A 23,739-nucleotide genomic window follows, 5' to 3' on the forward strand; every position below is an offset into this window, starting at 1 on the left:
ATCAGGGAGGCTTTTTTGTCGGGTCCGTGATCCTGGAAGGAAGCTTTCCGCGAGGGTCTATACAATTTATCCGGGGTACGATAAGGTGGCATTAATGACTTTATTGCCGGGAGTGAGAGCATGAACATTTGGAACCGTATTTCGTCCTTATCGATTTATCCCAAGCTGGTGCTGGCCTTCCTGGTTGTTCTCAGCCCCATGTATCTGATCAGCTGGCGCATGAATGATGCCGGCTCGAGCACAGTGGAGAAGGAGATTACCCAATCGCTGCTGTCGCGTGCATCTCTGTATATGAATATGCTGGAATTCGACTTGAGCCGGGTCATTACCCTGCTCCAGGAATATGTGAACGATGAGGATCTGCTAAAGCTTTCATCCTCCGCCGAGGTCATGTCTGAAATCGAAAAGATGCAGGCGCAGCTTGGTTTGAAGAAACGTCTGGATATCCTTAAGCATTCCAGTAAATTTGTAGAAAATGCAAGCGCTTTTATACCGTCAATGAACCGTACAATATCGGCTAATGACAGAATCTTCACCGCATTTAACGAAGATCAATTCCAGTCTCTGCACAGACCGACGAACCGGTTCGAGTCTCCGTTTCTGGTATGGCAGAATCGAATTTTTATCAGTCTGCCTTACCCGGATCCGGCTGTTTCCAACAATCAGAAACCGATGTTTATGCTTACGGTGGAAATTTCGATGAATGAGCTGTCTGATGTACTGAAGGAATTCACCACCGAAGGCGGCGGTGCCGTTCTTGCCGGTGAGGAGAAGTCCTGGACGGTGAGCGGAATCCGAAACGAAGCCGATGCTACGATGCTGCAGGAAGCGGATATGAATCACGAAGGAAAGAATCCGGATGAAGCGCAAATCCGTTCGTTGACCTTGAAGAACGATCCCTATATTGTGGTCTCGAAACGCTCCCCGAAGCTGGGTATGACGCTATTCATGTATCTGCCCAGCAAAAGCGTGACCGCATCGCTTAATTCTTACCGGTCATGGTTCTACATGCTGTCCATTGCTTCGATATTTATCGTGCTGTTGTTTTCCTACAGTATTTATCTGATCATTCACCAACCGCTGAAGAAGCTGGTGCGTTCCTTCCGGCGCATTGAGCAGGGACATTTCAATCTCGAGGTGAATTACCCGCTTAAAGATGAGTTTGGTTATTTATACGGACAATTCAATGGGATGGTCAAGCGCCTGGATGTGCTTGTGCATGAGGTGTACGAACAGCAGTATCGGGCACGCACCGCGGAGCTGCGGCATTTGCAATCGCAAATCAATCCTCATTTTCTGTACAACAGCTATTTCATTCTGTACCGGATGGCCATGCTTAAGGACCATGACAATGTCATTTATTTCACCAGGCATCTCGGGGAGTATTTTGAATTCATTACGCGTGACGGGGCTGAGCAGGTACCCCTTGAGAATGAAGTCAAGCATGCCCGGACATACGCCGAAATTCAGTCCGTCCGCTTCGGAAACCGGATCCAGGTGGAATTTGACGAGCTGCCGGAGGGAGCAGCCTCCTACGTCGTCCCCCGTTTGATTTTGCAGCCGTTAATAGAGAATTGCTACAATCATGGCATGGAGCAGAAACGCAAGGGAGGGTGGATTCGAGTTCAGTTCGAATGTCAGCCGAACAAGATAATGATTGTCGTGGAGGATAACGGGGGAGACATGGACGAGGATAAGCTGCGCGATCTGCAAAGCAAGCTGCATCAGGATGACTCGGTGGATGAGCATACGGGGCTTCTGAACGTGCACCGCCGTATTCAAATCCGTTATGGGGGCCAGGGCGGATTGCTGCTCGCAGTCGGTGAAGAACGGGGTTTGAAAGTGACGATGATTCTGCCCGGAGAAGGAGGAATGACAGCATGATCCGATTGTTGATTGTGGATGATGAGCCGTATACGGTGGATGGTTTATTCGAGATGCTGGAGAATACGCCTCAGCTTGAACTGGAGCTTTATCGCGCCTATTCGCCGGAAGAGGCGGTGGAATGGATGTCGCGGACGAAGATGGATATCGTGCTGAGCGATATCCGCATGCCGGGGATGACAGGGCTGGAGCTGCAGAAATGGGTGGTGGGACAATGGCCGCGATGCAAAATTATTTTCCTGACCGGCATCCGTGAGCTGCAAACCGCCCAGCACGCGATTCGGACAGGCTCTGTCGATTATATTCTGAAAACCGAAGGCGATGAAGCGATTCTCCGCAGCATCCGCAAGGCGATGGAGGAGCTGTTGGAAGAAACGCGAAGCGACCAGTTCATACTCCAGGCCAAGGAACAGATGCACAAGGCCCTTCCACTGCTGCACAGGGAATGGTTCAATTCACTTCTGGACCCGGGCTATCCAGGAGGAAGGAGTCAGTCAAGAATGCGGGAGCTTGATATCCCGCTGCTTTATAATGAGGATCTCATTCCGGTAATCGGGCGCGTCGACCGCTGGGAGGAGCGTGCCAATTCCGCGGATCATACGCTTCTGCTGTATGCCATACAGAACATTGCGGCAGAGTTTTTTGAAACCGTCGTCTTCTTCTCCGTCCATCTGGACACCAACCATCTTGTGCTGCTAATCCAGCCGCGATCCTCCGGGGACGGCTCAAACGAAGCAAAGCCAGTCCATTCGGCTGATGCACGTTGGAGGAAAACAGGCTCATTTGTCCAAGGGACGCTGGAGTCCGTGCAAGAGACATGCCTTCGTCTGCTGAAACTGCCGGTCTCCTTCATCAGCCCGGCTTACCCTGTAACATGGTCGGGCTTGCCCCGGGCTTATGCCAATATGAGGCATCAACTTGTTCTTGGGCTCGGCACGGGCGTAGGCATGCTGATGAGTGTTGACCCGCTTGACGAAGTCGGCAGCAGTGATCCGCTGCCTCCGGTCCGGATGATGATGGACAAACTGGAGCGGTTGTTGAATGAAGGGCTGGAGGAGCCTTTTATTGAATATTTGCAGGAAGTGCTGGCAAGGCCGGGAAAATTCGCCGATTACGTCCAGATCTATTATTCTGTGGCCGCTCTTCTGCTTGCCCAATTCGAGTTGGTGGATCCTGGAACGGACGGAAGCCAGACTGATCTGGAGGAATTGTTCAACCTCCCGATCCACCATACCAGCGAACAGGCGCATCAATGTTTCCTTAAGGTTTCCTCGCTGATTCTGGCCCGGCGCCGGGAGCTGCAGGATGAACGGACCTCGCAGGTGATCAGTAAGCTTCATCAGTATATCTGCTGCCATCTGGATGGGGATCTGTCTCTGACCAGGCTGGCGGAAGTCGTTTACCTGAACCCGACCTATTTGTCCGTGCTTTACAAACAATCGACCGGAAACAATCTTTCCGAATATATTGCCCGCATCCGGCTGGAGAAAGCCAAGGAGCTGCTGGAGACGACTCCGCTGAAGATTCATGAAATTGCCGAGAAGGTCGGATTTGAGACGGCTGGTTATTTTACGCGGTTTTTCAAAAAACGGCTGAACGTGACACCTCAGGAATTCCGAGGAAAGGGATGAACCAAACAGAAGATAACAAATCTAAGCAGAGTGACATTTACGCATGTATAGCCCGCCCTTTACACTAGAGAGCATAACAACCACACAACATATAGGGAGGTCGTAGAATGAGCAAGATCACAAGATGGACAACAATTTTGATGCTCGTTTGCATTATGGTATTTGTAACCGCTTGCTCCGGGAAAAACAATGAAAAACCTGATTCTTCAAATGGCGGCGACAAAGCGGGAGTCAATAACACCGATTCCGGCAGCAAGGATAACGCGGCAAGTGCTAACGAACCGGAGCCCTTCTCGGGTAAATTCGATCCGCCGATTGAAATTTCCACGGTCCGCATCGTTAATGACACCTATAAATATCCGGAAGGCGATTCCATAGAGAGCAATGTGTGGACCAAAACCATTATGGATAAGCTCGGCATCAAAATCAAAAATAAATGGGTCGTCAGCGGCGATCAGCCAGGAGGACAAGGCGAGCAGAAGATGAATGTCTCGATCGCCTCCGGGGATCTGCCGGATTTCATTCCGGTTAATGCCAAACAGCTGAAGCAGCTGCAGGAAGCTGATGAATTGATGGACCTGACCGAAGTTTTTGAGAAATACGGCTCACCTTTTCTGAAAGAGGTATTGAACCAGGATGGCCCGAATGCCTTGGCTTCCGCAACCTTTGACGGCAAATTAATGGCCATTCCTAACACGGGGTCTTCTATGGACGGTGCCCCAATGATCTGGATGCGCAGTGACTGGCTGAAAAAGCTTAATCTGCCTGAACCGAAAACGATGGCTGATGTGCTGGCGATATCCGAAGCGTTCACGACTCAGGATCCGGATGGCAATGGCAAGAATGACACCTACGGGATCGCCTTGAACAAGGATTTATACGGCGGTTTTGCAGATATGACGGGTTTCATGAATGCTTATCATGCCTATCCGAAGCAGTGGATCAAGGATGCAGAGGGCAATATTGCCTATGGCAGCATTCAACCAGAAATGAAAACAGCACTGGCCGTGCTTCAGGACCTTTACAAAAAAGGGCAAATTGATAAGGAATTTGGTGTCAAAGACGGTGGTAAAGAAGCGGAATTGACCGCATCCGGCAAACTCGGTATCGAGTTCGGTACGATGTCCAACCCGCTATGGCCTTTGGTGGACACCAAGAAGAATGACCCGAATGCTGAATGGCAGTCCTACGCTGTTCCATCGGCTGATGATCAGCCGATGACGCCTCAGGTCGGCTTTGCGGTTGGCCAATATTTCGCCGTTAAAAAAGGTGCCGAGCACCCGGAAGCGCTTCTGAAAATTATGAACTTGTTCGTGGAAACCGGCTGGGGAGAATCCACTACGCCGGAGAACTATGCGGCACATTTCACCAGCGATGGTTTCGAGTATCACAAGTATCCGCCTTTCCTGGCCTGGCCTTCACGTAAAAACCTGGATATCCATCTCCATGTTTCCGCGGCGATTGACAGCAAAGACACTTCGGCGCTTAATCCGGAAGAAACAGATAATTACGGTAAAATCATGGCTTATCTCGAGGGTTCCAACAAGGATCCGCTTGGCTGGGCTTACGACAAGGTTTTCGGTAAAACAGGCTCCTTCGTGATCATTAACGAATATGTCAATTCCGACAGATTGAAAATGACCGAATTCTTTGGTGCTCCGACACCAGCGATGGTGGAGAAGGAATCCAATCTGCAAAAACGCGAGCTTGAGGTATTCACCAAAATTATTATGGGGGATTCCATTGATAATTTTGATAAATTTGTAGCCGATTGGAAGAAACTTGGCGGGGACGAGATTACAGCTGAAGTGAATGAATGGGCTAAAAACAAGTAATTCATGAGCATGAAGGGGAAAGGATCGTCTTTCCCCTCCTCATGTTTTTCGCCAAGACCTGCTTCAGTTAACAACTTTTGAGGAGGAACCGTATGTCGCTGAAAAAATGGAGCGGACAGCTCCCGCTGCATCTCATGATACTGCCGGGACTTATCCTCATTCTCATTTATAACTATGGACCCATGTTCGGATTTGTTATTGCTTTTGAGAAATTCGTACCGGCCAAAGGGATTTTCGGTTCCAAATGGGCTGGACTCGACAACTTCCGTTACGTGTTGGAAATGCCGGAAACCAAGCTGATTTTATTGAACACCATCTACATCGCTTTGATGAAGATCATAGCTGGACTCATAGTACCGATTGTTACGGCTTTGCTGCTCAATGAGATCAAGAAGGAGTTTATCAAACGCGGTGTACAGACGCTGATTTATCTTCCCCATTTTCTCTCCTGGATCATCCTGGGCGGGATTTTGATTGATATTCTGTCGCCTACCAACGGGATTGTCAATCAGTTTCTGGGTATTTTCGGTATCGAGCCGATTTATTTTCTAGGCGATAATTCTTGGTTCCGCTTTGTGCTTGTCGCATCCGATGCATGGAAGGAATTCGGATTTAATACGATTGTTTATTTGGCGGCTTTGACAAGTATTAACCCTGCTCTTTATGAAGCTGCAATTGTCGATGGCGCTAACCGCTGGAAGCAGACGCTTAATGTTACGCTTCCTGGCATGGCACCGATTATCATCCTCTTGCTAACGCTAAGCTTGGGAAATGTGCTGAATGCCGGTTTTGACCAGGTATTCAATTTATATAGCCCTCAGGTGTACGAGACGGGGGATATTATCGATACGTTTGTGTATCGGATTGGTCTTGTCGATGCCCAGTACGGTGTGGCGACAGCAGTCGGTTTGTTTAAATCAGTCGTTTCTATGATTTTCATTTCGCTTTCTTACTATATTGCCTACCGCTTTGCCAACTATCGTATCTTCTAGTATAGAAAGGAGCGCAAAAACATGGTAGAACATTATTCATTCGGCCGCCGATTATTCATTGGCTTCAACTATCTGTTTCTTTGCCTGCTTTCTGTGTTATGTCTGCTTCCGCTGATTCATGTGCTGGCCGTATCGTTCAGCTCCAGCGGAGCGGCGCAGGCGGGATACGTTACGTTCTGGCCGGTCGAGTTTTCGCTCAGTTCCTATGAATTCGTCCTGAAGAAACCGGCATTCCCGCAGGCCATTCTGGTTACGCTCAAACGGGTTGGCATCGGAGTTGTCGTCAATATGCTGTTGACTATTATGGTCGCTTACCCGCTCGCGAAGGATAATAAGAAATTTCCGCTGCGCACGTTCTATGCCTGGGTGTTTGTCGTGACGATCCTGTTCAGCGGCGGTCTAATTCCGCTGTACATGACCATCAAATACACCGGAATTATGGATACGATCTGGGCGCTCGTGCTGCCTTCGGCTGTTCCGGTTTTCAATGTTATTCTGCTGCTCAATTTCTTCCGCGGACTGCCGAAGGAATTGGAGGAAGCGGCATTCATTGATGGAGCGGGCCACTGGACGACGCTGTGGCGAATATTTGTCCCTTTATCCACGCCTGCTCTGGCGACTGTTACGCTGTTTGCGACGGTGAATCATTGGAATTCCTGGTTTGATGGATTGATCTTCATGAATTCACCGGAGCATTACCCGCTTCAGAGCTACCTTCAGACGGTCGTCATTAACCGCGATCTTTCGCTGGTATCCTCCTCCGATATGGCATCGCTCTCTGAAGTGAACGACCGTACAGCCAAGGCAGCTCAGATTTTCCTGGGTTCGCTTCCGATTCTGATTGTATATCCATTTCTGCAGCGTTTTTTCATGAAGGGTATCGTTCTTGGCAGCGTAAAAGGATAACATGTCTCTTTAATAGAGTTCAAAAAGCAGAGCCGCAGCGAGTTGACATTCACCGTCAGATTCGCTGCGGTCCTTTTTTGTGGAATACCAGATAAAGGGTTGACTTCATGTTCCTATCCAGTTTAAGTTGAAGATTGGAAATAAGCACGGGAATGGAGCGATCAATATGAATCAAACATCTTTCCCGCCAGAAATGAAAGAGCAAAACAGTGTCAGGCGGCTGCTTCTTCGGATTTGGAAATACAAAAGTCATTATGTTCTGGTTATCCCAGCTCTGGTTCTGATCGTTATCTTCAAATTTAATCCGTTTCTTGATGCGGTCCGTCTTGCTTTCACGGATTATCAGCCCTTTAAGGGGATGGCCGGCAGCGACTGGGTGGGGATGGATAACTTTAAGACCTTATTTGATCATCCGGGGTTCAGGCAGGTTCTTGCCAATACCCTGTCCATCAAGCTCATTTATATTTTCTACAGCGCGATCGGGGCGCTCATCCTTGCCCTGGTCCTGAGCGCCGTTCAGTCCAAGAGGCTTCGCCATATTTTCTCGACACTGTTCCTGGTCCCCTATTTCCTTCCATCTGTTGTTATAGGCTATATTGTGATCATGTTTTTTTCGCCCAGCGAGTCGCCTGTGAATTTCGGGGATGTATTTGTGCTGGGGAATACGAGGCTGTTCCAGCCCGTGCTTATCGTCGTAGAGGTTCTGAAAACCATCGGCATTCCCGTTCTACTGGCGCTGGCGGCGGTCCGCTCGAAGCAGATCGCGCTGGAACAAAGCGCAGACGGCAGGAGCGGCAGCTATTGGCATGCCAGCCTGTCTCCTGCGCTGCGTGCCGTTGCGGCGTTTATGCTTCTGCAGCTGTCAACGATTCTATCCACGGATTTCGAACTGGTGAGCACCTTGTACAACCCGCTGGTTTACGAGGTTGGCGATACACTGGATACCTTTCATTACCGTACGGGATTTCTGAACGCTGAATACAGCATGGCGGGAGCATTATGGCTGTTTCAATTTACGGTTCAGCTGGTCTTTACGCTGATCGCTTACCTGCTTATCCGAACATTCTTGCTCAAAGATCTGTTCTCACAGTCTGAAGAGCGGGAGGGAAGGACGGCCAAAAGGCCTGGCGGTGGGAATGGAATCGGGATCGCCGCAGCAAGCTTATATGGCCTGCTTGTACTGTTTATGCTGTATTTGTTTTTCGGATATCCGTTGGTTTCCGGTAAAGCGGAAGGATTGGCATTGCCCGATGATTTTGCCATGGCCAATTATGTGCTGTATGTGGTTCTTTTCCTGATTGCCGTGGCGGTTAGTACCATTATTACCTTGACGCTTGCTTATCCGTTGACCGTGCGCAGGCTGCCGGGCCGCAATTTATATAAACTGTTCCTGCTGCTTATGCTGGGCTTGGGAACAGGATCCATTCATGAATTTTTATTCTATAAAGAATTAGGCTGGGTGAATACTTATTATCCCATGATGGTCCTGGGCTTCTTCCCGGTTATCCATGTGTTTGTCGTCAAAAGCATATTCAACAGCAAATATGCAGATCTCAAAGCAAAAGCGGAGGAAGAAGGAAGGGGAGAGCTGCACGCGTTCTTCCACCTGTTCATACCCAAAGTTTGGAAGCCCTTGGCGGCGCTTGGTATTCTGCAGTTTACCATGTTGTGGAACTCGTATGTCTCCTCCTTTCTGTATACGATGAGACCGGACCTGCAGTCTCCCGTGACCAATTTTCTGACCTATGCGACCCGGTTGGGGATGGGGGCGGACGCTGCGCCGGAATCCTCCGTTATTCTGACGCTGGGATTGCTCGTCTGCCTGCCGCCCGTTGCATTGCTGATTATGTTCCGGAAGCTGTTAACCTCAGAAGTATTCATCAGCCAGATCCGTAAACTGTAACGAGAGCCAATATCGCAAACCGCAGCTAAAATCCGTCAACCCTGCGCCTTACTTTGGTGCAGGCTTGTAGAGATACCGGCTGAAAGCACAAAAACGCCGTCCTTACCGGGGGAAGGACAGCGTTTTTGTTGTAATATGGAATGTCTGAATTTCCCCAAGCAACTGGCTTAGTCTTTTATTCCAAATTGGCGTGATTTCCGAACATCTTGGAAGAATCCAGCTTCTGACGATCCATTAAGGACAGAATAAGGGCATCGGAAAGCAGCAGGAGACTTTGCTCAAACAAGGAGCCCATAGGTTGAGCGGTAATAGCACCGCTATCCGTCTGTTCCTTGGAGGAGGCCGGTATGCGGACCACAATATCGGACAATGCTCCGATGGACGAATCGGCAGAAATCGTGGCGACGGCGACCGATGCGCCAATCGCTTTCGCTTTGCGGACCATAGAGAGGAGGCTGGCGGTTTCGCCTGAGCCTGAGCCGATAATCAGCACATCGTCCCTGGAAATGCCGGGTGTTGTCGTTTCACCGACCACATGAGCAGAATAACCCATATGCATCAAACGCATGGCAAGAGCTTTCATCATCAGCCCCGAGCGGCCGGCTCCGGCGACAAAGATCTTCTCCGATGCAATGATCCGTCCGGCCAGTTGATCCACCGCTTCAGCGGATATGCCTTTCAGACAATGAGAGAGCTCAGTGATAATTTTATCCGTATACAACGTGATCCCCATCTATTTAGCCCTGCTTAATGAGCTGCTGCATTTGGGAGGCTGCCGCTTTGATATCATCATGGCCGGTAATACCGCCGCCGACAATGACCAGATCCGGTTTGGCCGCGATTACCTCAGGCAGCGTGGAAAGCTTGATTCCGCCGGCAATGGCCGTTTTGGCATTCTTGACGACGCGTTTAATGGCCGTCAGCTCCTCGAAGGAGTTTTTTCCTTCCGCCTGGGTATCGTAGCCGGAATGTACGCAGATATAATCCACGCCAAGCGCATCGAGCTCCTTGGCCCGCTCTTCGATATTTTTAACGCTGATCATATCGACCAGTATTTTTTTGTTTGTTTTAGCCGCTTCCTCCACTGCGCCGCGGATTGTGGAATCCTCCGCCACGCCGAGCACGGTCACGATATCCGCTCCTGCTTCTACGGCTTTCATAACCTCGTAGCCGCCGGCGTCCATGACTTTAAGATCTGCCAATACTTTCAAATTCGGGAAAGCGTCTTTAATCGCCCGGACCGCATGAAGACCTTCGTTGATCACGACAGGCGTACCGATTTCTACAACGTCTATATAAGCTTCGACTTCCTTAACCAAGGCTTTGGCTTCCGGGATGTTTACAAGATCCAATGCTAATTGTAATTCCATATCAATCACTCCTGTTTCGATTTTTATTGTAATGTTCAGCTGCAAGGCTTATTCTAAAGCTAAAGTATCTATTGAGGAAGTACGCACTTGCAGGTGGGGTAGTCACCGTCAGTATACTATTGGCGCCCTGACAGGGTTTGCGGCCCGAAAAACGATGCTTCGGTTCGGTATGAGCGATAAGAAAGGAGCCTGCGAGTATGGCAAATGAGCTGAAGGAACGGATAAATCTAAAGGAGATTAACTGCGAGAAGGAATTGACGCTTGCTGTAATTGGAGGAAAGTGGAAACTGATTATCTTGTGGCATCTGGGGCTGGAAGGAACGAAACGTTTCAGTGAGCTGAAGCGGCTTATACCGTCGATCACCCAGAAGATGCTCACCAATCAGCTTCGCGAGCTTGAGGATGATCAATTGGTGGATCGCAAAGTGTATGCCGAAGTGCCGCCCAGAGTGGAATATACGCTTACTGATTATGGAGAAAGTTTAATGCCTATCCTTCGGATGATGTATAGTTGGGGAAAAGATTATGGTGAAAAAGTCGTATGGAAATAACGAATTTGCCAATGTCCGACCGGGTTCGACAAAAATGGACCTAAAGCGCTTTGTTTCAATAAGGGCGCTTTTTTTCGCTGCAAGATTTAAGGAAATAGGTCTGACTATTAAGTTGAAAATGGGCGAGTTAACAATTATGATGAATAGGAATGACATCAAGATGACGTGATCACATACTTCTATTTGTAATGTGTGGAGCTGTACTCTGCCTTCAAAAGGGGAATATGATGTGGGAATACTTCTTATGTTTGAAAACGCAGATGGGGAAAATGTACTAGAAACATTCCTGGAAGAAATTCTTCCTTATATGATGATTGTAAAAAACGGGAAGATCATCGCCATAAACTCCGATGCTTCACGTTTATTTGGTTACGACCGAAACAGGCTCTTTGGAATGGAGCTGCTTGAACTGATTCATCCCAAAGATAGGCGGACCTATCTGATCGAGGAGGAGGAAGTAAGGGCGCACAAAAGTAAGAACATCGTATGGCAGGCACGCGGGATCAGACAGGATCATTCGATCTTTCCTCTCGAAATCCATGGCGTGATGAAGCTGTTTCTCGGAATCCATTTATTCATGATCACGGAAGTTGTGGATCTGACGGAGCGCCAGCTGATTGAGAAAGCGGACAAGCAGATTGAGGAGCGCTTCCGTACGGTGTTCAATTACGCCGCTGCCGGCATTGCTCTGCTTGATATTAACGGGCGCTTTCTCGAAGCGAACTATTCGTTCTGTGATATCCTGGGATACTCTGAGGCCGAGCTTGCCAAGGTCCGCTTTCATGGCATCCTTCATCCGGATCATCTGGACGATCATCTGGATCATTCCACCAAGCTGCTGATTGCGGAGATACCCTGGTATGAAATGGAGAGCCGTTTTATCCATAAATCAGGTCAAGTGGTATGGGGATTGTTGAATACGACGATTGTGCGGGATGACCACAACAAGCCGCTTTATTATATCGTGCAATTTCAGGATATTACGACCAAGAAAGAAGCGGAGGAGCTTATCCGCAAGTCCGACAAGCTGCTGGCTGTCGGTCAGCTCGCCGCAGGAGTCGCGCATGAAGTGCGAAACCCGCTGACCGTTCTTAAGGGCTTCACCCAAATGCTGCAAAATACGGACAAGAAAAATGAGACCTATTACCAGCTGATGCTTTCGGAAGTGGACCGGATCGAATCCATTATCGGGGAATTCCTGATGCTGGCCAAGCCGCAGGAAGTCGAGTTCAAGATGAATGACATTGGTTCTATCATATCCAGTATCATTATTCTGATGGAAACGAACGCAATTTTAAGCAATGTGCAGATCAGCGCAAACCTTGGCAATGTGAGGACGGTTCTGGAATGTGACGAAATCCAGATCAAGCAGGCGCTCGCGAATATCATCCAGAATGCAATCGAGGCGATGCCGCAGGGCGGTCTGATAACGGTAACGGTGGAGGAATTCGATGAGGAGAATCTGCTTATCGCCATTGCAGATCAAGGCTGCGGTATCTCGGAGGACCGGATCGCAAGACTGGGCGAACCGTTCTACTCCAGCAAGGAGAAAGGAACGGGGCTGGGGCTCATGATCAGCTATCAGATCATCGAGAAGCATAATGGGCGGATTCGCGTGAACAGCAAACTTGACGAAGGCACCACCTTTGAAATTATTCTCCCCTTGCAACAGGATCAGGGTCCTCCCGTTCTTTCGGAGTGGTCCGGCGTCTGAATCTTTCTTATAGGAGCAGCGGACAAAAAAAACCTGACCAGGACCGGTCAGGTTTTTTTTGCTTTGTCATCAGGAGGTTGTTTTCTCCGGTTCCGGGTATTCAACGCCTTTCGTATCGACGGTGACCTTTTTCATTTTTGGAGGATTTACAGCAAGCTCTGTACCGGCAGTATCCACGCTGACGATGGCGTCAACGGTTTCCAAACCTTTGGTAACTTTGCCGAAAGAGGCATACAGGCCGTCCAGACCTGTATTGCTGTCCACCATTATGAAAAATTGCGAGCCTGCGGAATCCATATCCCTGGCTCTGGCCATCGAGATTACGCCCCGTTCATGAAGCAGATTGTTTTCTACGCCATTCTTGGTGAATTCGCCTTTGATGCTGTAGCCGGGTCCGCCCGAGCCGCGACCATCCGGATCGCCGCCCTGGATCATAAATCCGGGCATAACGCGGTGGAAGGTCAAGCCGTCATAGAAGCCTTTTTTGGCCAGAGAGATAAAGTTGTTGACTGTATTTGGCGCTGTTTTGGGATAAAGCTCAATCTCGATTGTTCCGCCGTCCTCCATTTCGATGGTAACAACGGGATTATCGCCCGAAGGAAGAGATCCATTTGTGCTGCCGCTGTTTGTATTGGCATCCCCGGATTCTGCAGGAGGCGTCGAATTGGTATTTCCCGATGCGTTTCCTGACGTATTCCCGGGCGTATTGGCTGAATTGCTTCCGTTAGCGGCATTGGGCGTATTTTCTTTGGCTCCGCATGCGGAGAGCAGCAGTACCAGTGCCGTAAGCGAGATGGCCAGCAGAAGCTTCATGGAAGATTTGGTCCATTGCAGTTTGGGGCCGGATTGAGCTGGATGAAGATCCGGTGTGAAGCCTGTCCGATTCATTGCTAGTCCCTCTTTTCATTTTTCTATTTTCTATGTTTTGGCGTAAGCATCTGAGAACTATTCGACGGGTGTTTGTTGGAATCCTTTCCATTTAGGGTCCAAAATATGTGGAATTTGTGGATTTTTTAGTGTCCGAAGTTTGTCTGCTGCTAATATTATGCGGTCCAGCGAGCATATAATAGGAGGGCTATATCATTAAATTGTGAACATTTTTAATTAATATGAGTATTAATGTTGATATATGAGTCATATTAATGTATATTGAAGTCAATAGTACGACACATATAATAAATTGTTTTCCAATCATGAGGAGGGATTCTCAAAATGGGTATGGAAATCGGTTATCAATCATCTGACAAGGACGCGTTGGAGCTCGGCGTCATTATCTGCAAGCATTGTTCCGAGATTATCGGCACGCTGCCGATGGACGGCTATAAGAAGGTGCACGGCATTTGTCCGGATTTGGATTGCATGAAGACCGATGATCAGAAGGAATCAGCCGGATAAAAAAAGACAGGTCAAACCAACTGAGCTGCGGTTGCTTCAACCTGCTTCCCAATTCTGATAATATGGAGGGATGAAGAAAGTCCAAGGAGGGGCGTCATATCGAACTTACATCCCGTCAACTGCAAATCGTCTCTATCGTCGAACAGGATGCCCCTATTTCAGGGGAACAGATTGCGGATAAGCTTGACACCACTCGTCCGAGCATCCGGGCGGATCTGGCGCTGCTTGTGATGCTTCACGTGCTGGAGGCCAAGCCGAAGGTAGGCTACTCTCTTGGCCGCGCGTCGTCCGGGCAGGATTCCCGCTATCTGGAGCGTTTTCATCAACGCAAGGTGAAGGAGGTCCAATCCGCTCCGGTGGCTTTGTACGAGACTACAAGCGTAAGCGATGCCGTCGTGGCCCTATTCCTGGAGAATGTCGGAAGTCTTACGGTGGTGGACGCGCAGGGTTATCTGGCCGGAATTGTCTCCCGCAAGGATCTGCTGAAGGTTACGCTTGGCAACCAGGGAGCCGCTGCAATCCCAATCAGTCTGGTCATGACGCGCCACCCCAATGTCGTAACAGTTACACCGGAGTGTACGGTTGTCGAGGCGGCCCGCAAGCTGATTACCCATCAGGTGGACAGCTTGCCTGTGGTGCGGGACGCGGATACACAAGGTTCGGGAAGCCGGCTGGAGGTAGTCGGCAGGATCTCGAAGACGACGATGACCCTTCTACTGCTTGAGCTGGCAACGGGCAAAACACCAGAAGCCTTGTAAGATAACGGATCAAGGAAAGGACCGCATTGGCGGTCCTTTCAGAAATAACCTGACGGGAAGCCGGTGCAGGAAAGGACTCTTTTACCATTTTAAATGTAAATATATTCATAAAAAGGTTGAATTAACAATTTTATACATGCATTTATTCCCCTACATACAAGGAAAAGGAGTTCTTTTATCATGAATCAGAAACAAATATTCTCATTCTCCGAAGGTCATGCCAGCATGAAATCTTTATTGGGCGGCAAAGGGGCCAATCTGGCTGAAATGGCCCGCATCGGACTTCCGGTCCCGGCCGGATTTACCATTACGACAGATGCCTGCCGTATTTTTTTTCAAAAGGGAGAGCGCTTGACGGAAGATCTGTGGCAGCAAGCCAGGGGCGCACTGGCGGATTTGGAAGTTGCTACCGGTCAGGCATTCGGCGATCCGGGCCGTCCGCTCCTGCTGTCCGTAAGATCGGGTTCGGTAACCTCGATGCCAGGCATGATGGATACCATTCTAAATCTCGGTCTCAACGATCAAACGGTCAAAGGGTTTGCCGCATCGACGAATGACCCCCGCTTCGCGTATGATTGCTACCGCCGCTTGCTGCAGATGTTCGGACATGTGGTGATGGGCATTCCTTCACATCTTTTTGACCGTCTGCTGCAGGAATTAAAGAATGAAGAAGGCGTGCAGCAGGACCAGGAAGTCTCTGCAGCAGGCTGGGAGAAGCTGATCGGCACGTTCAAGGCCTGTTATGTCGGCCAGACCGGCCGTGAGTTCCCTCAGGATGTGAGCGAGCAGCTGCGTCTGGCAGTGGAAGCGGTCTTCCGTTCGTGGAATACGAGCAGGGCACAGATTTACCGCAAAATTAACAGCATTCCCGACGATCAAGGGACGGCGGTTAATGTGCAGTCGATGGTTTTCGGCAATAAAGGCAACGATAGCGGAACAGGAGTCATCTTTACACGCAACCCCTCCACGGGCGAGAGGGGGTTGTACGGGGAATATCTCATCAATGCGCAGGGCGAGGATGTGGTAGCGGGAGTGCGGACGCCGCAGCCGATAGCGTCCTTGAATCATGAGCTTCCAGATATTTATAAGCAGTTGAACGATACGGCTGAGCTGTTGGAAAATCATTATCGCGACATGCAGGATATCGAATTTACGGTTGAAGGCGGAAGGCTGTTCCTGCTTCAGACCCGGGCCGGCAAACGCAATGCCCAAGCCTCCATGAAAATCGCCGTCGATCTGGTTAAAGAAGGGGTGCTGCGCAAAGAGGAAGCGCTGCAGCGTATCGAACCCGGGCATCTGGATCAGCTGCTGCATCGCGGTATCGAAGAAGAGCTGGTCCACGGTGTTATCGCTTCGGGGCTTCCAGCCTCCCCAGGGGCTGCGGTCGGCCAGGTCGTCTTTGATGCGGATATGGCCGAAGCCTGGAGCCGGGAAGGCAAAGCCGTCATCCTGGTCCGGTCGGAAACGACGCCGGAGGACATTCATGGCGTGCTGGCTGCCGAGGGCGTGTTAACCAGCAGAGGCGGGATGACCAGCCATGCAGCCGTGGTGGCAAGAGGCATGGGCAAGCCATGCGTATGCGGCTGCGAGGCGATTCATATTACGGCGGCTGAGAAGTATTTTGAAGCCGGGGAGATAAAAGTCGCCGAAGGGGATTGGATCACGCTGGACGGCGGAACGGGAAGAGTCATTGCCGGCATCGTGCCGCTTCGCGAAGCGGAGATGACGCCGGAGCTGCTGCAGATGCTGGAATGGGCTGATGAGATCAGGACGATGAAGGTGCTTGCCAACGCCGATAATCCCAAGGATGCGCAAGCTGCGCGAATGCTGGGTGCGGAAGGGGTCGGACTGTGCCGGACGGAGCATATGTTTCTCTCGCCGGAGAGACTGCCGCTCGTCAGGGAAATGATCCTGGCAGACAGCAGGGAGACCCGCGATCTTGCGCTGGCCAAGCTGCTGCCGCTGCAGCGGCAGGACTTTGAGGATATTTTCCGGGCGATGGATGGCCTGCCGGTGACGATCCGTCTTCTGGATCCGCCTTTGCATGAATTTTTACCGCAGAGCTCGGAGCTGCAGCAGAAGCTGCATGAGCTGAGCGGAGACGGACCGGAAGCGCAGCAGGAGAGACACGAGCTGCGCAAGCTGCTCGCCAAGGTACAGCACCTTCATGAAGCCAATCCGATGCTGGGCCAGCGGGGCTGCCGGCTCGGGATCGTGTATCCGGAAATCTATAATATGCAGATTGAAGCGATCTTTAAAGCCGTATTGACCTGTAAGACGGAAGGAATAACGGTCATTCCTGAAATCATGGTGCCCTTGGTCGGACATGATACGGAGCTTAAGCTGCTGAGGGAAAACATCGACAAAGCCGCTGCAAGGATCGTGGAACATGAAGGGCAACAAAACCTGTCCTATAAGGTTGGAACCATGATTGAGGTGCCACGTGCTGCGCTTACGGCCCGTAAAATTGCCGCCTATGCAGATTTCTTCTCTTTTGGCACAAATGATCTGACGCAGATGACGCTTGGCTACAGCCGGGATGATGCGGAGGGGAAATTTATGTCCCGGTACATCGATGAGAAGCTGCTCCCCTATAATCCGTTTCAGGTGCTGGATACCGAAGGCGTCGGACAGTTGATTGAAATGGCCGTGCTGACGGGCAGAGCGGTCCGTCCTGCGCTGAAGACGGGAATATGCGGGGAGCATGGTGGGGATAAAGCATCGATTGCGTTCTGCCTGCGGGCGGGGCTCGATTATGTCAGCTGCTCGCCATACCGCGTTCCGCTGGCCAGAATCGCTGCCGCCCAAGCATGGCTTGATATTCAAAGGGACGACAGCCAGGAGAAACCGGAAGCCGTATAACCGTTAGACGGCAGTTTACCGCCTTTCGTCGTGATTTCACCCAAAGACAACCCCCGGAGCCGCTGGCTTCGGGGGTTGTCTTTGGGTTCCATCCTGCTGTATCAGTCAGCCACAGGTCGATGAGCTGAAAAAGATGTTTATTTGGCGTCCGCTTTTTTGCCTCGCTTGAAGAATGGAAACGGGATCGAGAAACGTTTGCAGTCTGCTTTCATTTTGCCGTGCTTATCGAAGTGAAGCGAAGCGTTGATTTCACCGCCAAGCACAATAATAATGCTCGACAGATAGAGCCATGTAAGCAGTACGATAATCCCGCCGATACTGCCGTAGGTTTTGGAGTAATTGCTGAAATTGTTCACGTAAAAGGAGAAACATAACGAAGTGATAATCCAGCCAAAAGTGGCGAACAGCGCGCCGGGCACCACTTCTCGGAAACGCAGCCGCAGATTGGGCGCGAACAGATACATGCAAGCAAAAACGACAGCCATAACGATGATCGGGATGGCAAATTGCGCTACGGTCCAAACCATATCGAAACTGCCAGGCAACTGCGTCCATTTGTACAGCATATCTCCGATTACTCTGCCGAAGATCAGCATGACCATACTGAACAGAATGACCAGAGCCAGTACGAAGGTGAATATAAGCGAATACGCTTTGACTTTCCAGAACGGTCTGGTCTCCTCAACATCATAGGCTTTATTTAAAGCTTTCATGACGGCATTAATCCCATTGGACGCCGACCATAACGTGATGATCAAACCAACGGAGAGCAGAGAGCCGCTTCTTGAAGCCTGAATCTCGCTGAATGTGCTGCTGATGGTTTTGGTTGAGAGCTCCGGCATGACCAGCTGGATTTGTTCGATAACATCCTGCAGCGTCAAATTGGCGAAGCTGAGGACAGCGATAATGAAGATCAGGAACGGGAAAAAAGAAAGAATCAAATAATACGTCAGCTGTGCTGCCAGGGCCGGCACTTCGTCATCTTGAAAACGGCAGTATAAATTTTGGGCAAAATCCATGAAGGTTCTGCGTTTTTTTATATCGCTGCCGGCTTGGGAGCCAGTCGCTTTGTCAGGATATTGAATAACGACATTAGACTTCCCCTTGACAGAGTCTGGACCCACTAGTTTAGCCACTGCACTCAACCTCCTTCCATGAATACATTTGTAATTACCCGGGGACTCCCCCTGTAAACCTGTCCCTGCTTTATATTTATTCCACAGATGGAAAAGAAGACACACTCTTGTTGATTCCCTTGTGAATTTATTCATTTCCCTCAAGAGATTAACGTGGAATTCGCCCGCATTGCCGTTTAATGATGGCAGTACGGGTGTAATTCATATAGTGGTGGGGCAAGCATCCAGGTCTCATCTGATAACCTCCGGGGGGATAAAGAACAGGAATGAAAAAGATATTGATTATTGAGGACCACGGGGTGATATCGAAGCTCCGAAAGGATACTTTAGAAGCCGGCGGCTATGCCGTGGAGCTTGCGGCAAGCGCAGACGCAGGCGTGCAGAAAGCAATGAAAGAACCCTTTGCCATGATCATTCTGGACCTGGCGGTCCCGGGCAGAGATGGCTTCGATATCTGCAAGATTTTCCGTCAGACAGCAGATGCGCCCATAATGATGATACTAGCCACGCACGAAGAGGTCGATTCAATCAGAATACTGGGCCTTGGAGCGGATGATTATTTGGTGAAACCGTACAGCATGGACGAGTTTATGGCGCGGGTCGGCGTTCAATTGTCCCGTCATTTACCCAATAATGAACAGCAAGCACATACTGACACAGCGGAAATCAGCCCGCATAATCCATTCCGTGCCGGAATCTTGCTCATCGACAGGCTGGCACGGAAGGTATATGTGGAAGAATGCGAGGTGGCGTTGACCGCCAAGGAATTGGACTTGCTGCTGTACCTGGCGGCTAATCCTAACCGGGTATTTACCAAAGAGGAGCTGTTTGAGCGGGTTTGGGGCCTGGATTCAATGGGCGATCTCCCTACAGTAACGGTACATATCAGCAAACTGAGGGAGAAAATCGAGCAGAATCCTTCCAAACCGCAGGTAATCGAGACCGTTTGGGGCTCAGGCTACCGGTTCAATAAACAAGAATAGCAGCATAGCTTGCCCGCGCAGCAGCCGCCTGAGCTTACCCGGGCGGTTGTTTCTATCGAGAAGCCGCCGTATCCTGGTTGACAGCTATGATTCCATATTTTTGGGGCGAGCCTGTTGTGGCGCCAAACCAGACTTCTCCATTGCCTACCATTACGCCCTTGGCGTTAACGAATAGGTTATCTTTTTTTTGATTAGCCAGCGCTTCTTTTACGGAAACGGTAAATATAGTGTCGTACTTAGCGACAAAGTCCTCTTTGTTATTGATGGAAACAGAGCCTTTGGCGTCATTGACTCTCATCGGAAACAGCACATAAGCAGCAACTTTATTCGGATCTCCATCAGCTACGGCTGACTTCACCTGATCAAATACCGCTTCAAAGGCGGAAGGGTCGTCAATACCTGCAGCGGAATAAGGATTGTTTGTTTCTGCGGGTTTGGATTCGGCAGGTGGCCGCCCCTCTGCGGACTGTCCCGTTTGCGGCTGGACATTGTTATTGGCAGTGTTTTCGCTCCCACTAGCAGGGTCAGATTTGCCGGTACTGGTATCAAGTGAAGGGTTGGAACTGCATCCGGCAGTCAGCAGGAGACCGGCCAGGAGCAGGGTTGCGCTTCTATTATGAGGCTGCCTTGCAGGGAATTTCAATCTTGAACGCATCGTTCTTTGCATGGAGGCTCATCCTTTCTTGAAAGTGATCGTTTAGAATAATTAAAGCTGCGGGAAAAATTAAAAACTTCTTGTCCATTTTTTTTGACAAGTCAGCTGTCCATGGTACCATTAGGTATTATTTGGCGTCTTGGGACAGCCGGTGCGAGGAAGGAGAGGCATGTAATGAAGGTTATTACCTCTATAATGGTCCGTTCAACCGAAATTGATGTAAACGGTCATGTGAACAATGCCAAGTATTTGGAATATCTCGAATGGGGACGAGAAGAATGGTACGAACAGGCGGGACTTCCTTATGATGAATTTCTGCGGCTGGGCATACAGACTGTAACTGTGAATATCAACATTAATTACCGCAAAGAATGCAGGCAAAATGACCGACTGCAGGTTATTACAGTGCCGGAACGGGCGGGCAGAACAAGTTATGTCTTAAGCCAGCATATCTGTAGCGAAGAGGACGGCGTGCGGGCCGATGCGCTCATTACCTGCGTCACAATGGATGCCAGTACCCGCAAGAGCAGGGAGCTTCCCCCGGAGCTGCGCCGTTTATTCCCTGGCGGAGAGCTTCACCGCTAGCGACACAAACTCCCTTTCACGTTTTTTTATACTTCCTCTCCTGTGAATTTTATACTATAATGATCACAAACAAACCAAAACGAACATTATAGGAGGAAAAAGGAAATGAAAACGGAAATGGATATTCGTCATGCATCACACCCTGAGGATGTCAAAAGGTATGATACACAAACGCTGCGCAAACACTTTCTCATTGAATCCTTATTTGAGCCCGGCCATCTACATATGACTTATACGCATTATGACCGTCTTGTCATTGGGGGGGCTATGCCTGCGGAACAGCCGCTTGTTCTGGAAGCTCCGCAAACGCTCAAGACCGAATATTTTTTTGAACGGCGGGAGGCCGGCTTTGTTAATCTTGGCGGTCCCGCTGTCATTGCCGTTGACGGGGAAGAACATTCCCTGAACCGCCTGGATGCTCTCTATGTTGGAAAAGGAGCGAAGAAAGTGACGCTGGCAAGCCCGGATCCATCCGATCCGGCCAAGCTGTATTTCTGCTCCGCCAATGCCCACCATACGCTGCCGGTCAGCAAAATGGCTATCGATAAAGCCAATCCCAACCATTTGGGTTCGCTGGAAACCTCTAACGAGCGGACCATTTATCAATTTATCCACGAAGGTGGACTGCAGAGCTGCCAGCTGATGCTGGGCATCACGATCCTGAAGCCGGGCAGCATCTGGAACACGATGCCTGCCCATCTTCACGACCGGCGGATGGAAGCGTATCTTTATTTCGATTTGAATCCGGACGCAAGGGTCTTCCATATGATGGGTCTTCCGGAAGAATCCCGTCATCTTGTGGTAGCCAATGAGCAAGCGGTTATTTCCCCGCCCTGGTCCATCCATTCCGGCGCCGGGACCTCGAATTATTCCTTCATCTGGGCGATGGCCGGAGAGAATTATACGTTTAAAGATATGGACAGTGTACCGATGGATACGCTGAAATAAGTTGAAAGTGGAGGGGGGCGTTTCATTGATGCTGGCCGCAACCAGACACAGGAAGATTATCGATGAGCTGCAGCAACGCGGAGCGGTGAAGGTGGCGCAGCTTAGCGTTTCCCTCCAAGTGACGGAGAAGACGATACGCGACGATCTGGAGAAGCTGGAAGCCAAAGGGCTGCTGAAAAGAACGCATGGCGGCGCTCTGCTGCTCGAACCCAGTGAAGAGAATATCTACCCGCTTGTCTATCCGAACAATAAGCTGGAGGACGCGAAGGAAATGATAGCTGCTGCAGCTTTGAAGCATGTCCATACGGGCGACATTATCGCTCTGGACGGGGGCAGCACGACGCTCGCCATGGCGAGGCGGATGCAGAATAAGCCGCTGACAGTCGTTACGAACGATGTCTTAATTATCCGCGAGCTTGCGCTGCATGATCAAATCCGGCTAGTCGTTCCCGGCGGCTACAGGCATCATAATCTGCTGCTTCATCCGGAATCGCTGGATTGGGTGCGCCGGATGAACATCCATACCTTCTTCCTGTCGACGACAGGCATTCATGCGGAATATGGCTTCAGTGTTTTTACGCCGGAGCTGGCACCGGTTAAACGGATTTTTATCGAGGCATCCAAGCGGGTGATCTGCGTCGCCGACCACAGCAAATTCGATAAAGGGGCGCTGTTCACCTTCGCGTCTCTGCCGGAGGCCGAGCGGATTATTACAGATGATGACCTGGACCCTCTCATCCTCAGCAAATATCAAGCCTTGCAGGCAACTATTGAACAAGCGGACAGGAGTGGGAATGAATGAGTACATTATTTGACCTCACCGGCAAAAAAGCGCTGGTCACCGGAGCTTCACGGGGAATCGGCAGGGCGATTGCCCTGGCGCTTGCGGAAGCGGGGGCAGATGTGGCGCTTGTGACCAACCAGAGCAGCCCGGCTGAAATCGAACAGGAAATCACCTCATTGAACCGCAGAGCGGTGGTTATCAAAGCCGATCTGTCCGAGGAAAGCAGGCTGCCGGATGTGATTGCCCAAACGATCGGAGCTTTCGGCAAAATCGATATACTCGTCAACAATTCCGGCATCATCCGCCGGACCCCCGCTGCCGAGCATGCCGCGGCGGATTGGCATGATGTCCTGAATGTCAATTTGAATGCGGTTTTCTTCCTCAGCCAGCTTGCCGGCCGGGAAATGATCAAACAGGGCTCGGGAAAAATCATCAACATCGCATCCATGTTATCCTTCCAGGGCGGGATCAATGTACCGGGCTATACGGCAAGCAAACATGCCGTAGCGGGTCTGACGAAGGCGCTCGCCAATGAATGGGCATCCAGGGGCGTGCAGGTGAACGCCATCGCACCGGGCTATATCGAGACGGACAATACGGAACAGCTTCGCGGGGATCCCGAACGAAGCAAGCAAATTCTTGAGCGTATCCCCGCAGGCCGATGGGGCCAGGCCGATGATCTGAAGGGACCGGTCGTACTGCTGGCTTCCGCGGCATCGGATTATATGAATGGCCATGTGCTGTGCGTGGACGGAGGCTGGATGAATCGTTAATTGATCAAGCCAAAAAAAGGATGTCTTCCGGAAAATTGCCGGTCGACACCCTTTTTTTTTGGCGCGGGACACAA

General features: G+C 50.3%; 21 protein-coding genes. 16 read left to right on the forward strand and 5 right to left on the reverse strand.

Annotation, left to right across the window (positions count from 1 at the left end; translation table 11 throughout):
• Nucleotides 1-120: 120 nt before the first annotated feature.
• From IEY46_RS01250 to IEY46_RS01275, 6 genes are all read left to right on the forward strand, one after another.
• Nucleotides 121-1,884, forward strand: a complete 1,764-nt coding sequence (locus IEY46_RS01250; RefSeq protein ID WP_188988374.1) for a sensor histidine kinase — start codon at nucleotides 121-123, stop codon at nucleotides 1,882-1,884.
• The gene (locus IEY46_RS01255; protein WP_188988376.1) at nucleotides 1,881-3,515 is read left to right on the forward strand and encodes a response regulator; all 1,635 of its coding nucleotides are present in this window, start codon (nucleotides 1,881-1,883) and stop codon (nucleotides 3,513-3,515) included. The genes IEY46_RS01250 and IEY46_RS01255 overlap by 4 nt, the downstream gene beginning before the upstream one ends.
• A gap of 107 nt (nucleotides 3,516-3,622) precedes the next feature.
• Nucleotides 3,623-5,350 (forward strand): extracellular solute-binding protein, encoded by a 1,728-nt coding sequence (locus IEY46_RS01260; RefSeq protein WP_188988378.1) that lies wholly within the window; start codon nucleotides 3,623-3,625, stop codon nucleotides 5,348-5,350.
• 92 nt (nucleotides 5,351-5,442) lie between these two features.
• Entirely contained in the window at nucleotides 5,443-6,342 is a 900-nt protein-coding gene (locus IEY46_RS01265) for an ABC transporter permease (protein WP_188988380.1), read from the forward strand.
• Nucleotides 6,343-6,363: 21 nt separating this feature from the next.
• Nucleotides 6,364-7,248 (forward strand): carbohydrate ABC transporter permease, encoded by an 885-nt coding sequence (locus IEY46_RS01270; protein ID WP_188988382.1) that lies wholly within the window; start codon nucleotides 6,364-6,366, stop codon nucleotides 7,246-7,248.
• A 166-nt stretch (nucleotides 7,249-7,414) separates the two neighbouring features.
• Nucleotides 7,415-9,151 (forward strand): hypothetical protein, encoded by a 1,737-nt coding sequence (locus tag IEY46_RS01275; protein WP_188988383.1) that lies wholly within the window; start codon nucleotides 7,415-7,417, stop codon nucleotides 9,149-9,151.
• Nucleotides 9,152-9,326: 175 nt separating this feature from the next.
• Here IEY46_RS01275 and hxlB read toward each other — a convergent pair whose 3' ends face one another.
• Both hxlB and hxlA read right to left on the reverse strand, forming a co-directional pair.
• Entirely contained in the window at nucleotides 9,327-9,884 is a 558-nt protein-coding gene (gene hxlB, locus IEY46_RS01280; RefSeq protein WP_188988385.1) for a 6-phospho-3-hexuloisomerase, read from the reverse strand.
• Between the two features lie 4 nt (nucleotides 9,885-9,888).
• Entirely contained in the window at nucleotides 9,889-10,521 is a 633-nt protein-coding gene (hxlA, locus tag IEY46_RS01285) for a 3-hexulose-6-phosphate synthase (RefSeq protein ID WP_188988387.1), read from the reverse strand.
• A 197-nt stretch (nucleotides 10,522-10,718) separates the two neighbouring features.
• Here hxlA and IEY46_RS01290 point away from each other — a divergent pair, with 197 nt between their 5' ends.
• Complete coding sequence (locus IEY46_RS01290) at nucleotides 10,719-11,072, forward strand: winged helix-turn-helix transcriptional regulator (RefSeq protein ID WP_188988389.1); 354 nt, start codon at nucleotides 10,719-10,721, stop codon at nucleotides 11,070-11,072.
• 229 nt (nucleotides 11,073-11,301) lie between these two features.
• Nucleotides 11,302-12,786 (forward strand): PAS domain S-box protein, encoded by a 1,485-nt coding sequence (locus IEY46_RS01295; protein ID WP_229749985.1) that lies wholly within the window; start codon nucleotides 11,302-11,304, stop codon nucleotides 12,784-12,786.
• A 69-nt stretch (nucleotides 12,787-12,855) separates the two neighbouring features.
• On the opposite strand, the gene IEY46_RS01300 is transcribed toward IEY46_RS01295, so the two are convergent.
• Nucleotides 12,856-13,674, reverse strand: a complete 819-nt coding sequence (locus IEY46_RS01300) for a peptidylprolyl isomerase (RefSeq protein WP_229749986.1) — start codon at nucleotides 13,672-13,674, stop codon at nucleotides 12,856-12,858.
• A gap of 324 nt (nucleotides 13,675-13,998) precedes the next feature.
• Between IEY46_RS01300 and IEY46_RS01305 the strand changes: the two genes are divergently transcribed.
• From IEY46_RS01305 to ppdK, 3 genes are all read left to right on the forward strand, one after another.
• A complete protein-coding gene (locus tag IEY46_RS01305) occupies nucleotides 13,999-14,181 on the forward strand; it encodes a GapA-binding peptide SR1P (RefSeq protein ID WP_188988393.1) in 183 nt (60 codons plus the stop codon).
• A 125-nt stretch (nucleotides 14,182-14,306) separates the two neighbouring features.
• A complete protein-coding gene (locus tag IEY46_RS01310) occupies nucleotides 14,307-14,939 on the forward strand; it encodes a helix-turn-helix transcriptional regulator (protein WP_308422785.1) in 633 nt (210 codons plus the stop codon).
• A gap of 180 nt (nucleotides 14,940-15,119) precedes the next feature.
• The gene (gene ppdK / locus IEY46_RS01315; RefSeq protein ID WP_188988395.1) at nucleotides 15,120-17,801 is read left to right on the forward strand and encodes a pyruvate, phosphate dikinase; all 2,682 of its coding nucleotides are present in this window, start codon (nucleotides 15,120-15,122) and stop codon (nucleotides 17,799-17,801) included.
• Between the two features lie 137 nt (nucleotides 17,802-17,938).
• Here the strand turns inward: ppdK and IEY46_RS01320 are convergent, their stop codons facing one another.
• A complete protein-coding gene (locus tag IEY46_RS01320) occupies nucleotides 17,939-18,937 on the reverse strand; it encodes a YihY/virulence factor BrkB family protein (protein ID WP_229749987.1) in 999 nt (332 codons plus the stop codon).
• 266 nt (nucleotides 18,938-19,203) lie between these two features.
• On the opposite strand from IEY46_RS01320, the gene IEY46_RS01325 reads away from it, so the two are divergent.
• Complete coding sequence (locus tag IEY46_RS01325; protein WP_188988397.1) at nucleotides 19,204-19,920, forward strand: response regulator transcription factor; 717 nt, start codon at nucleotides 19,204-19,206, stop codon at nucleotides 19,918-19,920.
• A 52-nt stretch (nucleotides 19,921-19,972) separates the two neighbouring features.
• Here IEY46_RS01325 and IEY46_RS01330 read toward each other — a convergent pair whose 3' ends face one another.
• On the reverse strand, nucleotides 19,973-20,587 hold the full coding sequence (locus tag IEY46_RS01330; protein WP_188988399.1) for a hypothetical protein: 615 nt from the start codon (nucleotides 20,585-20,587) through the stop codon (nucleotides 19,973-19,975).
• Between the two features lie 162 nt (nucleotides 20,588-20,749).
• On the opposite strand from IEY46_RS01330, the gene IEY46_RS01335 reads away from it, so the two are divergent.
• The 4 genes from IEY46_RS01335 (at nucleotide 20,750) to kduD (ending at nucleotide 23,665) form a co-directional block, all read left to right on the forward strand.
• On the forward strand, nucleotides 20,750-21,160 hold the full coding sequence (locus IEY46_RS01335; protein ID WP_188988401.1) for an acyl-CoA thioesterase: 411 nt from the start codon (nucleotides 20,750-20,752) through the stop codon (nucleotides 21,158-21,160).
• A gap of 117 nt (nucleotides 21,161-21,277) precedes the next feature.
• Entirely contained in the window at nucleotides 21,278-22,108 is an 831-nt protein-coding gene (gene kduI, locus IEY46_RS01340; protein WP_188991569.1) for a 5-dehydro-4-deoxy-D-glucuronate isomerase, read from the forward strand.
• A gap of 28 nt (nucleotides 22,109-22,136) precedes the next feature.
• Entirely contained in the window at nucleotides 22,137-22,910 is a 774-nt protein-coding gene (locus IEY46_RS01345; RefSeq protein ID WP_188991571.1) for a DeoR/GlpR family DNA-binding transcription regulator, read from the forward strand.
• Entirely contained in the window at nucleotides 22,907-23,665 is a 759-nt protein-coding gene (kduD, locus tag IEY46_RS01350) for a 2-dehydro-3-deoxy-D-gluconate 5-dehydrogenase KduD (protein WP_188988403.1), read from the forward strand. The genes IEY46_RS01345 and kduD overlap by 4 nt, the downstream gene beginning before the upstream one ends.
• Nucleotides 23,666-23,739 lie beyond the last annotated feature (74 nt).

This window comes from Paenibacillus nasutitermitis, assembly GCF_014641075.1.
In the GTDB taxonomy this organism is placed as follows: domain Bacteria; phylum Bacillota; class Bacilli; order Paenibacillales; family Paenibacillaceae; genus Paenibacillus_Z; species Paenibacillus_Z nasutitermitis.

Excerpts from the sequence above, each read along its gene's own strand:
- IEY46_RS01325 (WP_188988397.1), top strand. The coding sequence starts at position 19,204 with ATGAAAAAGATATTGATTATTGAGGACCACGGGGTGATATCGAAGCTC.
- IEY46_RS01330 (WP_188988399.1), bottom strand. The coding sequence starts at position 20,587 with ATGCAAAGAACGATGCGTTCAAGATTGAAATTCCCTGCAAGGCAGCCT.
- IEY46_RS01290 (WP_188988389.1), top strand. The coding sequence starts at position 10,719 with ATGGCAAATGAGCTGAAGGAACGGATAAATCTAAAGGAGATTAACTGC.
- kduD (WP_188988403.1), top strand. The coding sequence starts at position 22,907 with ATGAGTACATTATTTGACCTCACCGGCAAAAAAGCGCTGGTCACCGGA.
- IEY46_RS01305 (WP_188988393.1), top strand. The coding sequence starts at position 13,999 with ATGGGTATGGAAATCGGTTATCAATCATCTGACAAGGACGCGTTGGAG.
- IEY46_RS01345 (WP_188991571.1), top strand. The coding sequence starts at position 22,137 with ATGCTGGCCGCAACCAGACACAGGAAGATTATCGATGAGCTGCAGCAA.
- hxlA (WP_188988387.1), bottom strand. The coding sequence starts at position 10,521 with ATGGAATTACAATTAGCATTGGATCTTGTAAACATCCCGGAAGCCAAA.
- IEY46_RS01270 (WP_188988382.1), top strand. The coding sequence starts at position 6,364 with ATGGTAGAACATTATTCATTCGGCCGCCGATTATTCATTGGCTTCAAC.
- IEY46_RS01260 (WP_188988378.1), top strand. The coding sequence starts at position 3,623 with ATGAGCAAGATCACAAGATGGACAACAATTTTGATGCTCGTTTGCATT.
- IEY46_RS01250 (WP_188988374.1), top strand. The coding sequence starts at position 121 with ATGAACATTTGGAACCGTATTTCGTCCTTATCGATTTATCCCAAGCTG.
- ppdK (WP_188988395.1), top strand. The coding sequence starts at position 15,120 with ATGAATCAGAAACAAATATTCTCATTCTCCGAAGGTCATGCCAGCATG.
- IEY46_RS01255 (WP_188988376.1), top strand. The coding sequence starts at position 1,881 with ATGATCCGATTGTTGATTGTGGATGATGAGCCGTATACGGTGGATGGT.
- kduI (WP_188991569.1), top strand. The coding sequence starts at position 21,278 with ATGGATATTCGTCATGCATCACACCCTGAGGATGTCAAAAGGTATGAT.
- IEY46_RS01265 (WP_188988380.1), top strand. The coding sequence starts at position 5,443 with ATGTCGCTGAAAAAATGGAGCGGACAGCTCCCGCTGCATCTCATGATA.
- hxlB (WP_188988385.1), bottom strand. The coding sequence starts at position 9,884 with ATGGGGATCACGTTGTATACGGATAAAATTATCACTGAGCTCTCTCAT.
- IEY46_RS01275 (WP_188988383.1), top strand. The coding sequence starts at position 7,415 with ATGAATCAAACATCTTTCCCGCCAGAAATGAAAGAGCAAAACAGTGTC.
- IEY46_RS01335 (WP_188988401.1), top strand. The coding sequence starts at position 20,750 with ATGAAGGTTATTACCTCTATAATGGTCCGTTCAACCGAAATTGATGTA.
- IEY46_RS01300 (WP_229749986.1), bottom strand. The coding sequence starts at position 13,674 with ATGAATCGGACAGGCTTCACACCGGATCTTCATCCAGCTCAATCCGGC.